The organism is Bacillus sp. GW823-FHT06B01 (assembly GCF_058952315.1).
In genome coordinates, this window is record NZ_JBXAHR010000003.1 from 177,504 (window position 1) to 198,500 (window position 20,997).

Annotated in this window: 18 protein-coding genes, 1 tRNA gene and 3 pseudogenes; 16 read left to right on the plus strand and 6 right to left on the minus strand. The window is 33.4% G+C overall.

What is annotated here, in order from left to right; all coding sequences use genetic code 11:
- Positions 1-535: 535 nt before the first annotated feature.
- The 5 genes from AC1Q8N_RS14040 to AC1Q8N_RS14060 all read left to right on the plus strand — a co-directional run bounded on the left by AC1Q8N_RS14040 (position 536) and on the right by AC1Q8N_RS14060 (position 7,118).
- The gene (locus tag AC1Q8N_RS14040) at positions 536-937 is read left to right on the plus strand and encodes a (deoxy)nucleoside triphosphate pyrophosphohydrolase (RefSeq protein ID WP_000739608.1); all 402 of its coding nucleotides are present in this window, start codon (positions 536-538) and stop codon (positions 935-937) included.
- 114 nt (positions 938-1,051) lie between these two features.
- On the plus strand, positions 1,052-3,952 hold the full coding sequence (locus tag AC1Q8N_RS14045; protein ID WP_493521228.1) for a DEAD/DEAH box helicase: 2,901 nt from the start codon (positions 1,052-1,054) through the stop codon (positions 3,950-3,952).
- An 88-nt stretch (positions 3,953-4,040) separates the two neighbouring features.
- On the plus strand, positions 4,041-4,274 hold the full coding sequence (locus AC1Q8N_RS14050; protein WP_493521229.1) for a hypothetical protein: 234 nt from the start codon (positions 4,041-4,043) through the stop codon (positions 4,272-4,274).
- A gap of 339 nt (positions 4,275-4,613) precedes the next feature.
- The gene (locus AC1Q8N_RS14055; RefSeq protein ID WP_493521230.1) at positions 4,614-6,359 is read left to right on the plus strand and encodes a DNA/RNA helicase domain-containing protein; all 1,746 of its coding nucleotides are present in this window, start codon (positions 4,614-4,616) and stop codon (positions 6,357-6,359) included.
- Between the two features lie 420 nt (positions 6,360-6,779).
- The gene (locus AC1Q8N_RS14060; protein ID WP_170961105.1) at positions 6,780-7,118 is read left to right on the plus strand and encodes a nucleotide pyrophosphohydrolase; all 339 of its coding nucleotides are present in this window, start codon (positions 6,780-6,782) and stop codon (positions 7,116-7,118) included.
- Between the two features lie 251 nt (positions 7,119-7,369).
- Here AC1Q8N_RS14060 and AC1Q8N_RS14065 read toward each other — a convergent pair.
- Positions 7,370-8,338: pseudogene (locus AC1Q8N_RS14065) on the minus strand (IS3 family transposase).
- 542 nt (positions 8,339-8,880) lie between these two features.
- On the opposite strand from AC1Q8N_RS14065, the gene AC1Q8N_RS14070 reads away from it, so the two are divergent.
- Positions 8,881-9,717, plus strand: a complete 837-nt coding sequence (locus tag AC1Q8N_RS14070; protein WP_493521231.1) for a pentapeptide repeat-containing protein — start codon at positions 8,881-8,883, stop codon at positions 9,715-9,717.
- Positions 9,718-9,756: 39 nt separating this feature from the next.
- Here AC1Q8N_RS14070 and AC1Q8N_RS14075 read toward each other — a convergent pair.
- Positions 9,757-9,828 (minus strand) — tRNA-Glu (locus tag AC1Q8N_RS14075).
- Positions 9,829-9,940: 112 nt separating this feature from the next.
- On the opposite strand from AC1Q8N_RS14075, the gene AC1Q8N_RS14080 reads away from it, so the two are divergent.
- From AC1Q8N_RS14080 to dnaB, 6 genes and pseudogenes are all read left to right on the plus strand, one after another.
- Positions 9,941-11,008: a hypothetical protein gene (locus AC1Q8N_RS14080; RefSeq protein WP_493521232.1), complete on the plus strand. Its 1,068-nt coding sequence runs from the start codon at positions 9,941-9,943 to the stop codon at positions 11,006-11,008.
- 189 nt (positions 11,009-11,197) lie between these two features.
- A complete protein-coding gene (locus AC1Q8N_RS14085; protein ID WP_493521233.1) occupies positions 11,198-12,277 on the plus strand; it encodes a hypothetical protein in 1,080 nt (359 codons plus the stop codon).
- Between the two features lie 85 nt (positions 12,278-12,362).
- Positions 12,363-12,867, plus strand: a pseudogene (locus AC1Q8N_RS14090) (IS3 family transposase); the annotation flags it as partial.
- A gap of 44 nt (positions 12,868-12,911) precedes the next feature.
- Positions 12,912-13,238 carry a nucleoside triphosphate pyrophosphohydrolase gene (locus AC1Q8N_RS14095; RefSeq protein WP_493521234.1) on the plus strand — a complete coding sequence of 109 codons (327 nt, stop codon included), beginning with the start codon at positions 12,912-12,914 and terminating at the stop codon, positions 13,236-13,238.
- Between the two features lie 197 nt (positions 13,239-13,435).
- A complete protein-coding gene (locus AC1Q8N_RS14100) occupies positions 13,436-14,299 on the plus strand; it encodes a DnaD domain-containing protein (RefSeq protein WP_493521235.1) in 864 nt (287 codons plus the stop codon).
- Positions 14,296-15,582 (plus strand): replicative DNA helicase, encoded by a 1,287-nt coding sequence (dnaB, locus tag AC1Q8N_RS14105; protein ID WP_493521236.1) that lies wholly within the window; start codon positions 14,296-14,298, stop codon positions 15,580-15,582. The genes AC1Q8N_RS14100 and dnaB overlap by 4 nt, the downstream gene beginning before the upstream one ends.
- A gap of 96 nt (positions 15,583-15,678) precedes the next feature.
- Here the strand turns inward: dnaB and AC1Q8N_RS14110 are convergent, their stop codons facing one another.
- Positions 15,679-16,464 carry a TrmB family transcriptional regulator gene (locus AC1Q8N_RS14110; protein WP_493521237.1) on the minus strand — a complete coding sequence of 262 codons (786 nt, stop codon included), beginning with the start codon at positions 16,462-16,464 and terminating at the stop codon, positions 15,679-15,681.
- 265 nt (positions 16,465-16,729) lie between these two features.
- Here AC1Q8N_RS14110 and AC1Q8N_RS14115 point away from each other — a divergent pair, with 265 nt between their 5' ends.
- On the plus strand, positions 16,730-17,497 hold the full coding sequence (locus tag AC1Q8N_RS14115; RefSeq protein WP_493521238.1) for a TSUP family transporter: 768 nt from the start codon (positions 16,730-16,732) through the stop codon (positions 17,495-17,497).
- Between the two features lie 168 nt (positions 17,498-17,665).
- On the opposite strand, the gene AC1Q8N_RS14120 is transcribed toward AC1Q8N_RS14115, so the two are convergent.
- Positions 17,666-18,553, minus strand: coding sequence for a DMT family transporter (locus AC1Q8N_RS14120; RefSeq protein ID WP_098048612.1), 888 nt, complete (start codon positions 18,551-18,553; stop codon positions 17,666-17,668).
- 170 nt (positions 18,554-18,723) lie between these two features.
- Positions 18,724-18,966, minus strand: coding sequence for a TetR-like C-terminal domain-containing protein (locus AC1Q8N_RS14125; protein WP_493521239.1), 243 nt, complete (start codon positions 18,964-18,966; stop codon positions 18,724-18,726).
- Positions 18,967-18,994: 28 nt separating this feature from the next.
- On the opposite strand from AC1Q8N_RS14125, the gene AC1Q8N_RS14130 reads away from it, so the two are divergent.
- From AC1Q8N_RS14130 to AC1Q8N_RS14140, 3 genes and pseudogenes are all read left to right on the plus strand, one after another.
- The gene (locus AC1Q8N_RS14130) at positions 18,995-19,234 is read left to right on the plus strand and encodes a hypothetical protein (protein ID WP_098080469.1); all 240 of its coding nucleotides are present in this window, start codon (positions 18,995-18,997) and stop codon (positions 19,232-19,234) included.
- A 40-nt stretch (positions 19,235-19,274) separates the two neighbouring features.
- On the plus strand, positions 19,275-20,180 hold the full coding sequence (locus AC1Q8N_RS14135; RefSeq protein ID WP_098080467.1) for a hypothetical protein: 906 nt from the start codon (positions 19,275-19,277) through the stop codon (positions 20,178-20,180).
- A gap of 2 nt (positions 20,181-20,182) precedes the next feature.
- A pseudogene (locus AC1Q8N_RS14140) lies at positions 20,183-20,260 on the plus strand (epimerase); the annotation flags it as partial.
- 51 nt (positions 20,261-20,311) lie between these two features.
- Here the strand turns inward: AC1Q8N_RS14140 and AC1Q8N_RS14145 are convergent.
- Positions 20,312-20,887, minus strand: a complete 576-nt coding sequence (locus AC1Q8N_RS14145; RefSeq protein WP_493521240.1) for a TetR/AcrR family transcriptional regulator — start codon at positions 20,885-20,887, stop codon at positions 20,312-20,314.
- Positions 20,888-20,997: the final 110 nt, after the last annotated feature.

Consider the following 20,997-nt stretch of genomic DNA (forward strand, 5'->3'; position numbering starts at 1 on the left):
TATCTTGCTAAGTTTTTAAAAATTTCTTATCAATAATTTTTGTGTGAAGAGTACCAGTCTGTGTATATGTCATACCAATTTTTTATTTCCAGTATATATTATATCGCCTAGTGTATATTCAAAATAATGCTATAGCTCTAATCCAAGTTCGAATATGTCAGATTCAACAGATCTATATATTTCACGGTACATATTGGCTGCTTTTGTAAACTCAGTGATATACAAAAAATACGTGTCTAGATTTTAGGATGCACTTTAAATAGGCGCTCTCTTTTTTGTATGGCGGTGTAGTGTGTAGAATACATGGTTTTAGTTGTGATAAGTCGGTGAGGTATCAAGCTACTCTTTTCTTTTGTAGTTACTTCTATTAATATGATAGAGACGGAAATGTCAGGCTAACTAAATTAAAGACGGTGGATGAGAGGGAATCTGTAAAAATCTATCTCGCCGATTAAAAATATATAGAAGGCATTTTTCACGCTATAAGATTCGAAACGTATATTATAGAGTTTCTGTGAGATTTAAGGAGGACATTATGAAAAAAAATATTTATGTTGTTGGAGCGGTAATTGTTCAAGATGAGAAAATTTTATGTGCGCAAAGAGGGCCATCTAAATCGCTACCTCTTATGTGGGAATTTCCAGGTGGAAAAATAGAAGAGGGAGAAACACCTCAAGAGGCGTTAAAGCGTGAAATTGATGAAGAAATGCATTGTAGCGTGCAGATTGGTGAACAAATTGATTATACAGCCTATGAGTATGATTTTGGTATTGTTCATTTGAAAACTTTCTATTGTAAACTTGTTGAAGGAAGTCCAGTTCTAACTGAGCACGTAGCAATTAAATGGTTATATCCGAATGAACTAGCAGCTTTAGAATGGGCACCTGCGGATATCCCAACTATTGAGAAGTTATCAAAAGAATCTATTGTAAAGTAATTTGATAAAAAACTATCCGTTTTAGGCGGATAGTTTTTTATATTGTAATAAATTTGCACTTTAAATCAGTGAGTAATACAATTAATATAAAAATTTGTCATAAATGGTGATCATATGGAGAATTTTATTCAAAAATTAGAGGGGTCTTTATATAAAGGGTTTATTGATCAAAAACATAGTCATCCCGGAATATATAAGCCTAAATTATTAGTAAACAATACGAAAAAAAATGAAAATGTTTTAAGTTCATTGTTGGAGGAGCTAGAAAATAGTACATCCTTTATTTTTTCAGTGGCTTTTATTACTGAAAGTGGACTGGCGACTTTAAAATCGCATTTCCTTGATCTTAAACAAAGAGGGGTTAAAGGACGTATATTAACATCTACATTCTTAAATTTTAATACACCAAAAGTGTTTAGAGAATTAATGAAACTTGAAAATGTAGAAGTAAGATTAACAAACTTATCTGGTTTTCATTCAAAGGGGTACATATTTGATAATAAAACACATTGTTCATTAATTGTCGGTAGTTCAAATCTGACTGCACATGCTTTGAAGGTAAACTATGAATGGAACGTTAAGTTAACATCGCATGAAGATGGAGAGATTGTTCAACATTTTAAAAATCAATTTGAAGAAGTCTGGGAGCATTCTCAAGTATTAACTGAAGAGTTAATTGCAAATTACGAAACAATATATGAACAAGTTACAGAAAATAAGTTGCTAGATCGAGTTATAGAATTACCTGGTCAATATCATAATGCAATTGAAGAAGCGTTGAAAATTACGCCAAATAAAATGCAACAAGCTGCGTTAAAAGAAATACAAGCTATTCGAGACGCTGGAAAAGAAAAAGGATTAGTTATCTCTGCAACAGGAACGGGTAAGACATATCTTTCAGCATTTGATGTTAGAAATTTTGCACCTAAACGGATGCTATTTATTGTTCACCGAGAGCAAATATTAAATAAAGCAAAATCAGATTTTCAAAAGGTTCTTGGTGGAGCCGATGAGGACTTTGGAGTTTTATCAGGATCAAATAAGCAAATAAATGCTAAATATTTATTTGCGACAATCCAGACTATTTCAAAAGAAGAAAATTTACATCAATTTGATCCTGAGCTATTTGATTATATTTTAATAGATGAAGTTCATAAAGCTGGTGCTAGTTCTTATCATAGAGTTATTGATTATTTTAAACCAAAATTTTTAATGGGAATGACTGCTACACCTGAACGTACAGATAATTTTAATATTTATGAGCTATTTGATTACAATATTGCTTATGAAATTCGTTTGCAAGAAGCACTTGAAGAAGATATGCTTTGTCCTTTTCATTATTTTGGAGTTACTGATTTTGAATATAATGGTGAAAAGATAGATGACACTACTGCTTTATCTAAACTTGTTACGGAAGAGCGAGTGGATCATGTAGTTGAAAAAGTAAAATACTATGGTTATTCTGGTGAGAAAGTAACAGGATTAATGTTTTGCAGCAGAAAAGATGAGGCAGAAAAATTATCATATGCCTTAAATAATAGAGGTTTTCGCACATTTGCATTAACCGGCGATCATTCCCAAGAGGAAAGAGAACTGCGGGTTAATCAATTAGAAAATGGCGTACTGGATTATATTTTAACAGTAGATATTTTTAATGAAGGAATTGATATTCCAAGTGTGAACCAAGTTGTTATGTTGAGACAAACTCAATCAAGTATTATCTTTATACAGCAGCTAGGGCGTGGACTTCGAAAACACGATTCGAAAGCTTTTGTTACGATTATTGATTTTATTGGAAACTATAAAAATAACTATTTAATTCCGATTGCCCTTTCAGGAGATAGATCACAAAATAAAGATAATATACGTAGATATACAAATGACACGAGTTATATTAAAGGTATTTCAACAGTTAACTTTGAAGAAATAGCGAAAAAGCAGATCTTTAAAGCGATTAACAATAGTAATTTAACAGCAATGAAAGTATTGAAGGAAGCTTTTGCTGAGTTGAAAAATAGAATAGGAAGAACTCCATATCTATATGATTTTATAGTAAATCATTCTATTGATCCAGTTGTACTTGCAGAAGGATATTCGAACTATTATCAGTTCTTATTGAAAATGAAAGAAGACGTCCCTGCATTAACAGAGTACGAAAATAAAGTTTTAACGATGTTTTCATTGGAAGTATTGAATGGAAAACGTAAAAACGAAATCGTTTTATTAGAATTGTTACTAAAGCAAGAAAAAGTTGATAAAGATGAGTATATAAAACAACTTGAAAAATCTAATTGCTTAACAGATGATGACACGATTACTTCTGTGCAACGAATTTTTGAATTAGAATTTTTCTTGCAAAACAGCCAAAAGAAATATGGAGAAAAGCCAATTCTCTCTTTACAGGACGATAAGACGTATATGTTTAATGATTCTATCCGAAAAAGCTTAGAACAAAATGAATACTTTAAGCGTATGGTTATGGATATTATTAAAAGTGCAAGGGAAAAGAGCAAAAACTATGAGTGTGATAGTAACCTTACTGTATATAAAAAATACTCAAGAAAAGATGTTTGTAAACTTTTAAATTGGCATAATGATGAGAGCTCAACTATGTATGGTTATAAGACAAAGTACTATACTTGTCCAATATTTATCACATACCATAAAAATGATGAGGTAGAATCCAGTGTGGACTACGGTGATGAATTCCTTAATCAAGATGTTCTTAAATGGTATACAAGAAGTAATAGAACATTAAAATCAAAGGAAGTTCAAACAATTATTGATGCTAAAGAAAATAATATTGACGTCCATATTTTTGTGAAAAAAGATGATGACGAGGGAAGTGACTTTTACTATTTAGGGAAAGCGACACCTGATAAAGCAAGTGTAGAACAAACTGAAATGCAAGATAAAAATGGAAAAGAACTACCGGTTGTTACGATGAACATGATTATGGAGAAATCGATGGATAATAAGCTTTATGATTATTTAAAGGATGGTAATGTTTTGTAGGTGGATAATACCTTTATGCGCTTAAAATGATTAAAGGGATAGTAGTATTAGTAGATAAGATAAGGCTGTATCAAAATGACATCATAGTATGTTTTTGATATGGCCTTATTTATTGGATTGTAATGTGTTTTTTATTGGTTGTTGTGGGTTCATTTTAATGGTGCAGGCCAGCACGGGGAGATATTTCTTAAATACTTCAGTATGTGAAAGAGAAATTATCGGAGTAGATGATGATATGACATGGATGATTAGTGAGTTTGCAAATATTAGGGATGTTACGGTGTGGATGCTTCGTTATTATAAAAACCGTGCTATAATTTAACTATTAAGGTAATTAAAGGGTTAATTAGTGTAAGGTCCTTTAGTTCGTAAGTAAAGCTAATTATTGTTGTGGTGCTAGAAGGGGAATATCAAGAGACTTGCGACTTACCCGTTTAAAGAAGTAATTAACGTCATCAGGTAGAAAGATATGATTACTGTTAGGGTATCTACAAAGTAGTGCAGATACCTAATGGGGGAGGGGGAGTTGAAAAATATAAAAAGAGTCATGTATTAAAAAGTAATAAAAATTGTAGAAAGCATAGAAAATGAGCTGTTTATTTAAATTTGAACTTTTTTATAATAAAGATTATAAGTGAAATTATTAAATAGGAGGATTTTTATGGATTTTAATATATTAGAATTTCCATTAGAAATAAATAAAACAGTAGTATATCAAAAAGATATTCAAAAACTATCAAATATTGAACGTAAGGTATTAGAAGATGTATTTGTTACTTATATTTATTACAACTTGGATTTAAAAAATATTTATATAGGTGAGACAAAAGATTTTTGCACAAGACACAATCAACATATGGGGGATTCCTACTTCTTAAAAGGGAAGTTTAATCAATGTATGGTCATTTACAATGCCTCACAGTTTACAGAATCTCATGTGAAAGATTTAGAATTTATGCTTATCAATCATATGTTTGCTGAGAAAGATATAACAAAATTTAATTTTCTTAATCGCAATAACGGTCAGGTACAGCCAGTATACAATGGAAAAAATGAAATGGAACAAGTTGTCTTTGTAAAGCTTTGGGAGAAACACTTGTTTGTTAGAAAGTTAGTAGTTACACGAGAACTGTCAAAGATTCGAAATAAAATTTTATTCAAGTATTCACCTTTTAAGCAGCTAAGCAAGCAACAAGCTGAATATGAAAAGGAAATTGTAGAAAATATACATAATAAACATATGGTAATCGGTGGAGCGGGAACAGGTAAGTCTATTTTATTAATGTCTATAATGTACAAGTTGATTAATGAAAATCCAGATTTAAAGATTGGTATTGTAACAACAGGGAATTTAACTGATAAATTTAATCGAGTGTTAAAGCAACTTAATTTAGCTGGGAAACTGAAGTTCGAAAGAGCAGGTCAATTAATTAGTAGAGCGAAAAAAGAGGAAATTGCATTTGATATGGTTTTAGTAGATGAATCGCATCGCCTACAACGTTATTATCCAAAAGGTCATCCAGAATCTAAAAGACATTTTAATAAAGAAGAGCCTTATATTAATGAACTGCATATGCTAGAAGAAGTATCAAAAGGAATTGTGTTATTTTACGATGCATTTCAATCTATACGTCCACAGGATATTACACGTAGTGAATTTAATCATCAGACAGCTGAATATAAAAAGCATAGCTTAGAGCAGCAGTTTCGAATTAAAAGTAATATCATTAACAATGAAGAATTTGATGGAGAAAGTTTTGTAAAAGGCATTCAGTATGCTTTAAATATTTTAGAGGATAGTAATTTTGATCCTGCTATTTTTGAATATAAGAATAAAGATTCTTATTTCCAAATTGTGGATTCAATTAGTGAGTTATTCCACTTCACGACAGATATGGAAAAGTTTTATGCTAATACTACAAATCGTGTCATTGCCGGTTATACGAAGGAATGGAAGTCAAATCCGAAGTCTAAAGGTAATAAGGGCAAGGAAAAATCGCAGTTGCCGCATGACTGGGAAGATGACTGCAATAAATGGCGTTGGAATAGTCAACATGAAAAATGGATTGAATTAGAAAGTTCTAAAATGGAAATTGGTTCTATTCATGCGATTCAAGGTGCTGATATTGATTATGTTGGTGTAATTATTGGAAATGATATAGAAGTAAATGATCAAGGAAATCTTGTAGGTGTAAAAGAAAACTATAAGGATACAGGTGGAACACCTTTATTGAAAGAATTTAATGAAGAAGAGTTTACGGCTTATATATTAAACATCTATTATATCTTACTGACTAGAGGAATTGAAGGGTGTAAAGTATATTTTGAAAATCCGAATGTAAGAGAGTATTTTGAAAAGAAAATTTCTGAAGGTACACCTACTTCTAGGCCTTTTTCTGTTGTATAAATATGAATGAAACATTTAAAATAACACTTTCGGAATGATGGATGGAGAAATTCAATTTAAATTCCTTTGGACGGATGAAAAATATTTGTCTTTGTCAAAATTTATATTGATATTTAATAATATAAGTATCTCAAACAGTGACTCTGTAGGTAATATTAATATGATGGAAAGGTTACTTAAAGCTTTTCCGACATGTAATTATAGAAGTAGTATTAGTCCTTTATTTATAGGTGAAGAATTACAATAGTAATAAGTGAGTTGTTTTGTAAATGCAACAAATATTTTGAGATAATTAGTTAAAAACATATAAATAGTGTTATTCTTTAGAGAGCAAAAGGAAGGTGCACTTTGTTTGAAGGTGAGATATAAATACTATATGTGCTATTTCAGATTGATAAATTAATGAAATAAGGTGAATGTATGGATGAAATTAAAGAACTAACAGATAAAGTGATTAAGTTTAGGGATGAGCGTAATTGGAAACAATTTCACAATCCAAAAGATCTAGCATTATCTCTTTCCCTTGAAGCAAGTGAGTTACTTGAAAATTTTCAATGGCAAAGTAGCAATGAAGCGGTATCCCAAAAGCGTGAAGATATGAAAGAAGAACTTGCGGATGTATTAATGTATGCATTGCTATTTGCACATGAGGTAGGAGTAGATATTAAACAGGCGATTGAAGAGAAACTTCAGAAGAATAATGAAAAATATCCTGTAGAGAAAGCATACGGAGTGAGTAAGAAGTATACGAAGCTATAGGTGATAGTTTTTAGTAATGAGGCTATTTAAAAGCAACCTCGGTGAAGTGGCTGTAAAAGGCAGTAAGTAAAGAGTGAGCTGCATCTTTAATTGATAGTCTGTGTCTAACAATTGGGGTGCAGTTCAAACTAATTAAACTGCTTTTTCCATTATAATAGAAGAAAAAAACACCGGAGGGGAAATCCCATGCCAACCTACAACAAAATAATCCGAGACAAAATCTGGTATGTCAACACTAAACTGGACAAAAATTATAAGATCTGTTGATTGAATTCCACTGGTGTTAAATAGCCTAATGTTCCGTGAATTCGAATGTTGTTGAACCAATGAACGTAATCATCCAGTTCAAGAGAAATGAGCTTATTATCAAACTCTTTTCCTCGATCTGTATGAAACATCCCGATGGTATTTAAATTACTTTTAATGCTCACTAAAGCTTGGTACACAAGGTTTGCAGTCGTATTTACACCAGCACTATGGTCAATGATTTCACGATTAAAAAAGTCCACAAATAGGCATACATAATGCCACTTCGCTCCGACACGGACGTATGTCAAATCGCTAACAATCACTGCTAACTCTTTTTCTTGATTGAATTGATGTTGTAATTCATTTTTATAGGTGATTTATTACACGCTGAATGATGTGACTTATATTGCGTTATTGTGTAGGTAGGACCTAATTTATTCATTAAACGACCAATTCGACGACGTGAGATTTGTTTGGGCTGAGCCAATTTAGTCAGCTCTTTCTTGATTTTTCGCGTACCATAATTGTTGCGAATATCTTTCGGAAGTTCCTTCTCTTCTTTTTTAAGCGCACGTTTGCCATTTAAATCAGCATGGTAGTAATATGTGCTTTTCGGAATATCGAGGACGTCACATATTGCTGATACCGAATAGTTGTAAGCGTTATTTCGAATCGCATCTATTTTCGTTCCATGATCGGCGCCGTCTGCTTTGAAATATTGTTCTCTATCAATAAACGTTGGTTTTCTTTGCGTAATCGAGCCAGTTCGTTTCTTCTTCTGTTCGATTATCTTTCGCAACGAAAGTGCTTGTTTCTGTATGGCTTTTAGTCCAACGACCTAATGCTGAAGGTGTTATGTCATATTCACGGGAAATATCTGCACGAGATTTCCCATTTTCATAAATTTTCACTACTTGTAGTTTAAATTTGGGTGTAAAAGTTTGATGTTGACGTGTTACAGTAGCAAGCACCCTTAATTTGATAATCTAAGTTTACATGCCCTTATTTTATCTGTCCAAATTAGTGTAGCCTATCCAACATTTATTTCTTATAAGTGTTTTATAAGCTAAAGAGTTAAGAGAAAGCGAGACCTGATAAAGTGAGTGTCGAACAAACTGAAATACAAGATGAAAATGGGACAGAACTACCGGTTGTTACGATGAATATGATCATGGAGAAATCAGTTAGTAATAAGCTTTATGATTATATTAAATAAAATATTGCTTATTTTATTCAAGTGAAGCAGGGACTTGAATAATGATTTTAAGTAAAATAGTAAGAGTATTTTATATTATAGTCTATTCAAAGAGGGAGGTTAGGAAAAAAGTTGATGTTTAAGTGGTATAAAAATCAACTTTTCTAACCGTCTAGTGATTTAGTCCATTCTATATAATTAGAAAAACGTTCGTTTGTATTGATTAAGTTTATATTTCCAAATAATCAGGGAGATATTGTGTTATTTTGTTAGGGGATGTAGTAAGGGATTTGAAGATAATAAGAAAGGAGAATTAATTTGAAATTAAAAAAGAAATTTCTTATAGAGGTTTTACAAGATATAAGGAGTCCCTTTTTAATTCTTATGGGTGCATTAGGAATAACGGTTATACTTTCAATTTATAAAGGGATTTATGATAGTGCAGATTTTTGGTCGGGATTTCTGGTTAATTTGCATAATTCATTATTAGATGTTTTTATATTTGGTATTATGTTGACTTTTTTTACAAAAAAAATAGACATATCAAGAGAAATTCGAATGTATAAGGATACAATAGAGGAATATAGAGATTTACAAACGCAAGATGTATCTCATAAAATTGCACACTGTATTAGGAAACTAAGTGACCATGGGCTAGAAAATATAAATTTGACACGATGTTATTTAGAAGAAGCAAAATTAGAACCTATTGATGGTGAATCCATACAGTTAGTAGGTGCTAAATTAATGGGTGCTAAATTAGCGAGAGCCAGAATGAAAAAGATAAATTTAAAGAAAGCAGATTTACAGGGTGCAAATTTATGTGGAAGTAATCTGCAAGGTGCAAATTTAACACAGACTTGTCTAAAAAATATTAAGTGTAGTGAAACCAATTTTAAAAGTGCTGATTTAGGGGAAGCAAATTTAACACGGGCTAAGCTTGAGAATTCAACATTTCAGAATACAAATTTTAAGAAAGCCGATTTATCTGAAGTAAGTTTTAAGGATTCACTGTTTCACGATTCTAATTTCAAAGGAGCTTTGAATTTGGATATTCATAAGTTAATGGAATGTAAGTCTTTAAAGAGAGCTAAATTTGACAAACATATTTGGGAAGAAATCAAAAAAATTAATCCTGATTTATTAAGAAAATAAAAAATCCTGCTGGGCTTAGAAAACTATAAAATAATTTTCTAAGCCCAGCAGGGCTTGAACCTGCAACTTCCCCAGAAAGGGGCGCTTTAAACCAGATTAAGCTATGGGACTATCGTAATAATATCATAGGTATGGAGAAAAGAGAACAATATTTTGAATTTCTATTAAACTACAATTTAAATTAGGGAATATGTAATGGAAGCCGAAATGGAGGGGGAAAATTATGAAATTTAGATATAGTTCTATGTATATCAGAGAAGACATTGGATCTATAGAAGAGTTGGTAAAGATATTAAATCCAAGTGCAATCCAATTACAATTAGATGCTAATATTTGTATATATCTTAGAGATTTTTATAGGACACCTAGTAAGACAATAGTAGATGAAGTACTTTGGGATGAATTGAAAAAATTTTTTATGCATATTGAACAATATAATGTATCCATTGATTACTCTCTAGGGGTAGAGGAATCCTGTAGGAATCTTAATAATTTTAAAATAAATTATGAGAAGTTAGATGAGACAGTTGATATTTTAAGTGATCTATTCAAAATGGATTTTTTACAAATAATTGAACATAGTAAATTGATTCAATTTTCGGAACCTGTAAAAGATAAGTCAAAACGAAAATCATCTAAAGCTGAAAGCTTAGAGCAGGAAAGTTCATTTCAAAGTTTGATTATTTTAAGCTATGCATGTTTACTTAAATTATATTTAATTTATAATGATGTAACTGAATCTTCTAATGTGAAAAAAATGATTAATTATATTGATTTTCTAGCTAATGAAATCAATATAATGAGTTTAACTCATGTGATTTATGGTAATTTATTATTAAGTGGTCATCCTAAGGCGGTAAGTTTAATCCATTCGAGTAAGAAAACTATTCCACACTTTATACATGGAATTTGGAATGCTGCATTAGACCTTACGTTACCTACACTAGTTAGTGGGAGATTTAGCTCTGCGAAAAAGATTCCGGTGTTTGTAACAAGAGATGAATTACTTTGGTTAATATTTGATTCAATGAAAATGAAGTATATGTTTAGTGATAGTGAGAAGTTTGTTCATCCACCTTTTATAGAAATAGATTTTTCTAAATGTAATTGGAATATGGACGAAATGGAACAAATAAATAAGCATTACAGTAAGATTCAAGAAAAACGTTTATATAATTTTATTATACAAAATGAAAGTGTAGAAGAAAGATTAGATAAGTTAAGGAGCTTATGTTTAATTCTTGAAAATGATGTGAAAGAATTTTTAAGAACTAGAAAGGGGTGGAAGTAAAGAGACATTATATAAAAATTTTTTCTAATCAACGTGAAGTGAACCCGAATAGTGGTACATGAAAAAACACCTCCTGAATTCGCATACTAAGTAGAGTGACCCAATAAAGTGACCCAATAAAGTGAGACAAGGAAAAACACCCCTGCTGTCGTATGTAGATATAACGACTAGTTGGAGGTGTTTTTCTATATGGAGAAAAAGAAAAAAATTTATCCGGAAGCTATAAAAAGGCAAGTGATTGAATTGAAAGTGGAAGGGAAATTAACTAATCGTGAAATTATGGAGAAAAATTATTATGTTTATGAATATTTTGCACTACATGATGGGAGTATTGAATTTAAAGAAGAAACTTACAATTTAAAAAGTGGAGATGTTTATTACGTTGGAAAAGGTCTAGGAAATAGAATTTCAGCGGGTATTCGAAATATGAAGTGTGAAAGTTTTAAAAGAATTGTTGGATTTGGACATAGAATTGTTAAAGAAGCGATAGATGAGGAAGAAGCTCTTCAATATGAAAAAGAGTTAATACAAAAATATAGAGAAGAGGGAATGAGTTTAACTAATAAGTTAAGTGGAAATAGTCTAGGAATTGATATAGAGACCTTATCAAATATTAAATATTTAATAAGACTAGTAAAATCAGGAATAATTAAGATGTCTCAAGATGCAATAGCATTAGAAACGGAATCCTATCATGTGTTAGTAAATCAATTATTTAACCTAGATGAATCTGATAGTGAGAATAAATATAATAAAGTATTGCCGAAATGTCCAGATAATATAGAATATATTCTTCAAGAGTACGATGCAGACAAGTTAACTGATAGAGATGTTAAATTTGGAAATATAAAATATGTATTAAATTTATTAGAACAGAATTTAATCAAAACAAACCAAAGAGAAGTTGCAGATTATTTTGCAGAATCTAGTACTGTAGTATCAGGAATAAAGAAAAATAAATATTCAAACCTTTCTCCAATAAAACCTGAAAATTTAGCGGAGATTTTGCAGCAGTTTGATACAGGTAAATTGACGGAAACGGAGATTAAAGAGGGAAGTATTAAGTATATAATAGATAAATTGATTGAAACTAAAATATTAAACATGACTTTAGCGGATTTGGAAAAAGAGTTTTCAGAATCACATGGTATTACATACAATTGGCTGCAGGATTTAAAAAGAAGAAAAAATACAGTTCGTTATGTAAAACCAGCGCCTGAAATGCTAGTGATATTATTTAGTAAATATCATGATATTGAAGTGTACTAGTATAAAGAGTATCTAGTAACTATGTGTATGGTATTGTCTAGATAATACCGTTATTGCTTTTCGTTGTAGTATCCACCTACAAACAGAAGAACCAGTAGAAGCATTACGAGCTGAGTTGGAGCGTTTATGTATGGAGAATGCTTATTTAAAAAAGTTGAATGCCTTAGTTCAAAACAGGGGGAAATCACCAAACAAGATAAGGCTCAAGTGATCTATGAAATAAGGAAAGCATTTCCGGTGAAGGCACTTTTAAAGTTAGTGGAACTCCCACGAAGCATGTATTATTACTGGATACAGAATTCTAATCGTCCAGATAAAGACAAAGAGTTAAAGATTTTAATTCAAAACATTTAAGATGAACACCAAGGTTGTTATGGATACCGCCGTATTCGCGATGAGCTAATGGACCAAGGATACAAAATCAACCATAAAAAGTTCAATGAATTATGAAAGAATTAGGCCTGAAAAGTTTAGGTCGTATGAAAAAATATTGTTCTTATAAAGGGAATGTAGGTAAGATTGCGCTCAATATTTTAGAACGTAACTTTAAGGCTGAAAAGCCAAATGAAAAATGGGTTACAGATATAACATAATTTAAAGTATATAAAAGAAAAACCAAACGGAGGAACCACCCATGCCAACATACAACAAACTAATCCGAAACAAAATCCCACAAATAATAAAATCCAACGGAAATACACCCACAACAAGAATCCTAAACGAAGATGAATACATAGAGGAACTCTGCAAGAAAACAGAAGAAGAACTAACCGAATATCTAGAAGCAGACACAAAAGCACATAAACTAGAAGAACTATCCGATCTACTAGAACTAATCAACGCCCTAGCCGAACACGAAGGCACAACACTAGAAGAAATCAACAGCATCCGTAAAAAGAAAGCAGAAGAACGAGGTGGCTTTTCAGATCGTGTGTTTCTAATCGAAGTAACCGATAACTAGCCCCTTATAAGCCCCTTACAAGCCCCTACCAAGTAATAAATCACTAAGAAAAAACATAACAAAACAAAAACACCAACAAACACCGTAGTAGGAGTCGAAAAAAATTTTGAAATAATACGCCAAAAACCCGGCCCTCCTTCCTATATATAGTACAAAGAGGAAATTTTCATTTTTGAATTAGGACGGGAGGAATTGGGATGGCGGTGTATCGTACTGTGCAGGTGAATTTTTGGCAGGATGATTTTGTTTTGGATTTGACGCCGGAGGAGCGGTATTTTTATGTGTATTTGTTAACTTGTTCGAAGACGACGCAGTGTGGGATTTTTCCTTTTCCAAAGCGGTTAGCTGAGATGGAGACGGGTTATAATCGGGAGACTGTTGATAAGCTTGTGCAGCGCTTCATTGATTATGGGAAGATTCTTTATGATGCGGATACGCGGGAGTTATTCGTTTTGAATTGGCTTCGTTATAATCCTGTGACGAATACGAATGTGGAGAAGTGTGTGCTTCGTGAGCTTAAGGGTGTGAAGAATAAGGAGTTTGTACATATGTTTCTTCAGAGGTGCGCTGAGGAGGAGCTGAGTGTTCCGATGCTTTTAGCACATTTTGGTATGCCTGGTGAATTGGCTGTGGATGATGTTGAGCCGGTTTGCGAGGAGACAGAGGCGGAAGAAGAGGTTATAGAGGAAGAAACGGGGAGACGCGTGTTTTCTTTTTATGAGGAGCATTTCGGTAGTTTGTCCCCTCATACTGTGGAAGAATTAAGTGCGTGGATGGAAGATTTGTCAGAGGAGCTTGTGCTGAAGGCTCTTCAAATTGCGTTTGAGAATAATAAGAGGACGGTTGCTTATGTGAAGGGCATTTTGAGAGGTTGGCATGGGAAAGGATTTACGAAAGTTTCTGAGGTTGAGGCGGATACGGCGAGCTTTCGGAAGAAGGAGCCGTCTGTTAGTACGGGGGAGACGGAGGAGTTTTTGGCGAGGTGTGAGGAGTGGGAGAAGAATGCGCCGTCTGAGGAAGAGTTGCAGCGCTTTTTAGCGGAGCGCGGGTGGCGTCCATGAGTATTCAAAATGTGGAGGCGGAAAAGACGGTATTAGGTTCTCTATTACTTGATGGAGAGCTTATTAAGGAGTGCCGTTTGACGGTGCAGTATTTTTCTCTGTCAGTGCATAAGTCTATATTTCAGTTAATGCGAAAAATGGAAGAAGAGGGGCAACCGATTGATCTTGTGACGTTCATTTCTAGGGTAGATCCGAAGTTTTTAGAGGGGATCGGGGGAATGGAGTATTTTATAGGGTTAATGGATGGTGTGCCTACAACTGCCAACTTCTCTTATTATGAGGGGCTTGTTCGAGGTGCCTGGAAAATGTATCAGGCGGGTGTTCTCGGGCACAAGATGGGAGAACGTCTTATTGCGGAGAAGAATGAGGAAATTATTGGTGAGACGATTACGGCACTTTGTGAGTTAGAGGAAAAGGACTGTGTATGTGAGTTTGATTTGAAGGATGCGCTAGTTGATTTATATGAAGAGCTTCATCAAGATGCGAAAGAGATTACTGGTATTGAGACTGGTTATACATCGCTAAATAAAATGACGTGCGGATTGCAGGAAGGTGATTTTGTCGTTCTTGGTGCGCGTCCTTCTATGGGGAAGACTGCGTTTACGTTAAATGTGGGACTACATGCGGCGAAGTCTGGAGCGGCGGTAGGATTGTTTTCATTAGAGACGAGTAGTAAGCAATTGTTAAAAAGGATGGCGTCTTGCGTAGGTGAAGTGTCAGGAGGTAGGCTGAAAAATCCGAAGCATCGTTTTGCGATAGAGGACTGGGAAAAGGTGAGTAAGGCGTTTGCGGAGATTGGGGAATTACCATTTGAGATTTACGATAACGCAGGTATTTCGGTGCAAGATATTTGGATGCAGACTCGTAAGTTAAAGAGGAAGCATGGGGATAAAAAGATTTTAGTTATTGTAGATTACTTGCAGCTTATTACGGGAGATTCGAAGCATAAGGGCAATCGATTTCAAGAGATTAGTGAAATTTCTCGTAAGCTTAAGCAATTAGCACGTGAATTAAATGTTTGTGTAGTAGCGTTGTCGCAATTATCTCGTTCCGTAGAAGCACGGCAAGATAAGCGACCTCTTTTATCTGATTTAAGAGAGACAGGACAAATTGAGCAAGATGCGGATGTCATTATGCTTATGTATCGCGAAGATTATTATGATAAGGAAACGGTGCAGAAAGAGATGACGGAGATTCATGTGGCGAAGCATCGGAATGGACCTGTGGGTAGTTTTAAACTGCGATTTTTGAAGGAGTTTGGGCGGTTTGTGGAGGAGAAATAGTGAAAAGGATCGAGTATCGCTTTGCAAATAAAATAAAGCATAAGTGTTTCATTTCATTAACTTATGCTTTATTCTTTGATTCTTTAAATATGTTTCTTATTTCCCCATAAAGAAAGATCTTCTCTCTGCAGTAATCCATTGCTGCAAATCATCTTGGCTACGTCGGACAAGTCGATTTACTAAAACATCATGCCATACATAATCCTCTAATAGGTATATATGAACGGGGTCATCTGTATAAAAAGCAATATTACGCTCTTCAAGTGATGGTCCATAAATCATCTCTTTAGAATCTATCGATAAAATAAACCAATGTTCTGTAGATAAGGTTTCTGTATAAGGTGTTATACGATGAGCTTCTAGATTTTTGATGGGATTTTCAACATGCAGGGTAATACCTTGTATTGTAACTTTATCAGCTACTTCAGATAGATCTTCTTTTAACGCTTCATACATTTCATCCCACATTGAAATGACAATACGTTGTTCTGCTTTTTTTATTAATGCCTGACAATAGCTAATGATTGTTTTATTGTCTTTTAACGTAATCACTCGATTATCCGTTTTTTCCTCGGAAGTTTCTAATTTTTTTAATGAATCACTGATTCCTTCATAAGTAGACTGCCATTCTGATTGAGCCTTCTGTAAAAAGACTTCAACCGGTAGAGGTGAATAGCGGGTGGTATCATTTATTTCTTCCTTCATGACAACTCCTTTTTCTACAAGGTTACCCAAAATCTCATAAATGCGCGCTCTTGGGACACCCGAATCCTTACTCACTTGGTAGGCTGTAGCAGGCCCTTGTTTCACAAGAGATACATAAGATTTAGCTTCATATTCATTAAAACCAATTTTTTTAAGCTGTTGTACTATGTAGTCCACTTTTTTCGTCCTCCGATGTTTGCTTTTATCCCGCTATTTGCCGGGCAGTAAGACCCCACCTCAAAATTCAGCGGAAGCAAAGAAGTTAGGTGGGGGTCGGGCTGCCCGTAAAAGCCCGATTGGTGAGGGCTGATAATCAGTGGGGGATGAACAAAACCCCTCACTGATTAAAGTTTCACTTTATATTTCAACGTTACAATAACTCTTTACATTTAGCAAATTGATAGTTACTATTACAATAGTGACTAAAGGGGAGGCTACTAGTATGGATTTTTATTTAGACCCATCTATATTAATTATTTTGATTGTTTTTGGGTTTGTGGCTGCATTTATTGATTCAGTTGTAGGTGGTGGTGGATTGATTGCCTTACCCGCTTTATTATTTACAGGGCTGAATCCAGCAAGTGCAGTAGCCACGAATAAATTAGCATCAACAATGGGAAGTGCAACTAGTAATATTGTGTTTTATCGTTCTGGTAATCTTGATTTGAAATCGGCTTTTAAATTATTTCCACTCACTTTTATAGGCTCTATAGTAGGTGCATGGACCGTTCATTTAATGAACCCAGAAGTACTGAAGCCATTGATGCTGGTAATGCTTGGTGTGGTCGCTATTTATACGATATTTAAAAAGGATTGGGGTAGTATTTCTACTCATAAGAAACTATCTGGTCGACACGTCATTATTTTTACCTTTTTTATTTTTGCTATTGGTTTTTATGATGGATTTCTAGGGCCTGGCACAGGTTCGTTTTTAATGTTTGCTCTTTTATTTATTGGATATGATTTTTTAAAAGCGGCAGGTAATGCGAAGTTTCTTAATTTAGGAAGTAATGTTGGTGCATTGTTAATATTTATGTATGTAGGGCAAGTAAACTATGCGTATGGTTTTATAATGGGGATTGCTCAAATTGCTGGAGGGATCGTTGGCTCCAAATTTGCTATAAAAAAAGGAAGCGGGTATGTTCGTGCTCTTTTCATTACAGTAACTTGTTTATTGTTAGCGAAAAATCTGTATGACTATGTGCAGTAAGTAATGTAGAAAAGGTTAGCTATGCAGGCTACATAAATATAATAATTCTTTGTAACATATTTTAGATGCTACCTTATTCAAAGATAGCATCTAAAAAATTAAGGTAATAGGGTGAAAATAATACAAACGAATATTTTCGGGGTATGTTTATGTACGTTAGCGAAGTAACTATTCCATATTCTTCTTATAATTAACCCGCAACAACCCCTTAAAATCCACCTCAGCAATCAAAACACTCACTAATATAAGTGTCGCCCCTAAGTATCCTTTCCCAGTAAGTGTTTCACCAGTGAAAACGAAAGCAAAGCCTGCGGAAAAGACAGGTTCTAATGAAAAGATAAGTCCGGTATGTGTAGGCGTCGTGTATTGCTGGGCGATTACTTGCACGATGAAAGCGACTGCGGTGCAGAATATGCTTAAGGCTAGGATGATGAGCCATGAGTTGGTTGTGCTAGGCAGTTTTGGCGTTTCGATAATGAATGAAAAAATAAGACTAAATAGGCCGACGAAACCGAGTTGTATGACTCCAAGTGCAATGGAGTTCACATGTTTCGTTACGCTACCAGTAATGATGACGTGAATCGCATAAAATAAGGCAGACAATATGCAAAATATATCGCCATTACCGATCTTGAATTCGCTCGTTAATGTTAATAAGCCGATTCCAATTATCGTTAAAAAGATTCCTACTATCACTTTCTTTTCCGGAATGTGTTTTAAAAATATAGCTGATAATATCGGAATGAAAATGACTGTGAGACATAGTAAGAAACCAGCATTAGAAACACTCGTATACTTTGTGCCGAATGTCGCGAAAATGTAAACGATAAATAAGACAGAAGCGAGTATAAATGCATATTTTACCGTTTTAAAATCGAATTTGAATAAATGTTTGTAAAATATTAAACCTGATAAAAGAAAGGCGATGATAAATCGTAATGCAATTAAGTTGTATTCTTCGATGCCTTCAAGTCCAACCTTTGTAAGTAAGATGGATGCACCCCAAAAGAATGTAACTAGTAGTAGCCCTAAATCCGCTTTTAATTGTAGTTTCATTTCTATTCCCTCGTTATGTATAAATTTTAGAATCCCATACCCCTATCCCCATTTTTATTTTAATATTAATTCTGAATATTTGTAACTTAAATTTATCGACGTTTTACTCCATAAGAAAAAGGCTACTGTATAATCCGGTCCAATCGGTGCATACAATAGCCTCTTTTCGTTTAAAAGTTCCGATTTAATAATAATCCAAGCTGCTCTGCGACAACCTCCGGCGGATCAGGAAGTCCCTTCATGAAGTATGTTTCTACGACTCCTACGCTAGCGTATCCGAAGAATGTAATAATCATGTCTTCACTAAATCCTTTGTTTACACCTTCTTTAATATCTATGTCATCTTTTATTTGTTCGATGATGTAGTCGAAGAAGTGTTTGCGGAAAGCGGAAGCTCCTTTTCCTGCTAGCATTGTTGAAAAGAGGAAGTAGTGCTGTTCCATGTTTTCGAACCAGGCGATGCATGCTTCTCTAAAGCTTAGCTGCGAAAGTGGGGGTGATTCTTTAGAAAATCGTTTACGTTTCCCACTGGCAGTTGTTCGTGAAATTCAAGCTGTAAGTCCTCACTCTGCTATTTATTTAAAAGGTAATTATGGAATTGTGCAGTATCAATTTATTTGTTTTATTAAATTAATTACTAGGGAAAGAATGAACCACCATTTATATCTATTTAGTTTATGAAAATGGTATAATTTTCATAAATTAAGTAGGTGGTTAAGAAATGAAGAAATTTAAAAAGTTAATGACATTAAAAGAGCATATAGTAATTTGGATTTTTGTTATTGCTTTATCTATAGTAATGCTGATAATTCAGTATTATAGAACTGGACTAACAGAAGGCTTCTGGCTTTCATTAATTCCAAGCATTATAATTGATAGCTTATTTATCCTTATTGGGTCTTATTTTATTACTTACTTATTGCAAAAGAATGAAGAGAAGAGAGCGAAAAATAAAGTATATAAAATGCTAGGGAAAAGATATGAGAAAATGGTGATGGAATTAGCTAAAGACTATATTAATTTCATAACAAAAAAACCATGTGAAACAAAAGGGGACATCAACAATATTGAGGATGTTAAAGAACAGGTCTTAAATTTACATACCAATATAAAAACTCATGTGAAATCCAATTTTTTAAGTGAAAATGTAAAGGTATTAGAATTTGATTCTACAGTACAAACAAATAACATTTTGGAAATGTTCAAAGAGGTTGGATGGACTGTCCAAACATATACAAAGTATTTCAAAGTTAAAAATTCTAAGGATATGGACTCATTTATAACAAAATACATATCAGTAATTCCTGAGGATTTAAGAGAAAGATTATTTAAAGTAGAAGATACTTTGCAATCAGGGGTTTTTACCACTCCTATGGACTTTAATGTCCCTTTAAATACTACTAATGCTATATTTTCACCTGAAGAATTTGCTTTGATTTTTAAAGAATTAGGGGAGGATATTTATTTTTTACTGACCTACTTTGAGGAAATTCAAGAGGCAGAGAATGCTTCAAAAAAGTTTAAAGGTGGTCTATTCCACCTTTTTACAGCTGAAAATTTTATATTAAGTTTATTGTGGTTAATGTTAATTTACATAACGACTGATTTTGTATTTAAAGGTAGATAGATGCGATGGTGCGAGTTGGGAAAGATGGATATTCCCATTCGATTATTGAAAGTTCGGATTTGAAGAAAGTTGGTATGTAGTATGTACAAAAAAACGCCTATTTCATATAGGCGTTTTTTTTGATGGGGAAGTTATTCCTCTTCAAACTGAAAAATCTCCCGATTAATAAGTTGGTGGAGATACCTATCCATTTCAGCCGCAGAAACGCTTCTTTCATTTTTAAACCACCATGCGCTTAATGAGGTGATTGCCCCTGAATAAAATTCAATGATTAAATCATTTGGCATCGTATGATTTTTACAAAGTTGATTTAACGCTTCTGTTTCTTGTTTTCTTGTTTCGTGGCTTAAATAATACATGCGGCTAGTGAATTGTTCATCAGACATTTGTGCCTCTAATATTTTACCGATTTCTTCATGGTGAAGGAATTGTTCCATCACTTGAAATGGCTTACTTAAGCGATCTAAAAGTGGTATTTCAGCAATCATCGTTCCATATCGTTTAAATCCAAATGCTAATAAAGCATCTTTATCTTCAAAGTGTTTATAAAAAGTTGTTCGGTGTACCATCGCAAGATCACAAATTTGGTTAATCGTGATCGTACTATATTTCTGTTTTGATTGCGTCATTAATTCAAATAAGGAATCCCATAGTAATTTATGTGTACGTCTAATACGTAAATCAAGTTGTTTTTCATTATCATTCATCTACAATTCTCCTTTTTTGTAGATTAAATATACAATGGCTGAAAATTGATTCTCCCTTTTTAATCTACATATGTATATTATATTACATGTGTTCGGGTTTATTTAAAGCT

What these genes read in the sequence shown, in the direction of transcription:
- AC1Q8N_RS14095 (WP_493521234.1), top strand. Translation starts at nt 12,912, where the DNA reads ATGCCAACATACAACAAACTAATCCGAAACAAAATCCCACAAATAATA.
- AC1Q8N_RS14050 (WP_493521229.1), top strand. Translation starts at nt 4,041, where the DNA reads ATGTTTTTGATATGGCCTTATTTATTGGATTGTAATGTGTTTTTTATT.
- AC1Q8N_RS14115 (WP_493521238.1), top strand. Translation starts at nt 16,730, where the DNA reads ATGGATTTTTATTTAGACCCATCTATATTAATTATTTTGATTGTTTTT.
- AC1Q8N_RS14085 (WP_493521233.1), top strand. Translation starts at nt 11,198, where the DNA reads ATGGAGAAAAAGAAAAAAATTTATCCGGAAGCTATAAAAAGGCAAGTG.
- AC1Q8N_RS14060 (WP_170961105.1), top strand. Translation starts at nt 6,780, where the DNA reads ATGGATGAAATTAAAGAACTAACAGATAAAGTGATTAAGTTTAGGGAT.
- AC1Q8N_RS14100 (WP_493521235.1), top strand. Translation starts at nt 13,436, where the DNA reads ATGGCGGTGTATCGTACTGTGCAGGTGAATTTTTGGCAGGATGATTTT.
- AC1Q8N_RS14135 (WP_098080467.1), top strand. Translation starts at nt 19,275, where the DNA reads ATGAAGAAATTTAAAAAGTTAATGACATTAAAAGAGCATATAGTAATT.
- AC1Q8N_RS14080 (WP_493521232.1), top strand. Translation starts at nt 9,941, where the DNA reads ATGAAATTTAGATATAGTTCTATGTATATCAGAGAAGACATTGGATCT.
- AC1Q8N_RS14045 (WP_493521228.1), top strand. Translation starts at nt 1,052, where the DNA reads ATGGAGAATTTTATTCAAAAATTAGAGGGGTCTTTATATAAAGGGTTT.
- AC1Q8N_RS14055 (WP_493521230.1), top strand. Translation starts at nt 4,614, where the DNA reads ATGGATTTTAATATATTAGAATTTCCATTAGAAATAAATAAAACAGTA.
- AC1Q8N_RS14125 (WP_493521239.1), bottom strand. Translation starts at nt 18,966, where the DNA reads ATGCTAGCAGGAAAAGGAGCTTCCGCTTTCCGCAAACACTTCTTCGAC.
- dnaB (WP_493521236.1), top strand. Translation starts at nt 14,296, where the DNA reads ATGAGTATTCAAAATGTGGAGGCGGAAAAGACGGTATTAGGTTCTCTA.
- AC1Q8N_RS14120 (WP_098048612.1), bottom strand. Translation starts at nt 18,553, where the DNA reads ATGAAACTACAATTAAAAGCGGATTTAGGGCTACTACTAGTTACATTC.
- AC1Q8N_RS14145 (WP_493521240.1), bottom strand. Translation starts at nt 20,887, where the DNA reads ATGAATGATAATGAAAAACAACTTGATTTACGTATTAGACGTACACAT.
- AC1Q8N_RS14040 (WP_000739608.1), top strand. Translation starts at nt 536, where the DNA reads ATGAAAAAAAATATTTATGTTGTTGGAGCGGTAATTGTTCAAGATGAG.
- AC1Q8N_RS14130 (WP_098080469.1), top strand. Translation starts at nt 18,995, where the DNA reads ATGTTTTCGAACCAGGCGATGCATGCTTCTCTAAAGCTTAGCTGCGAA.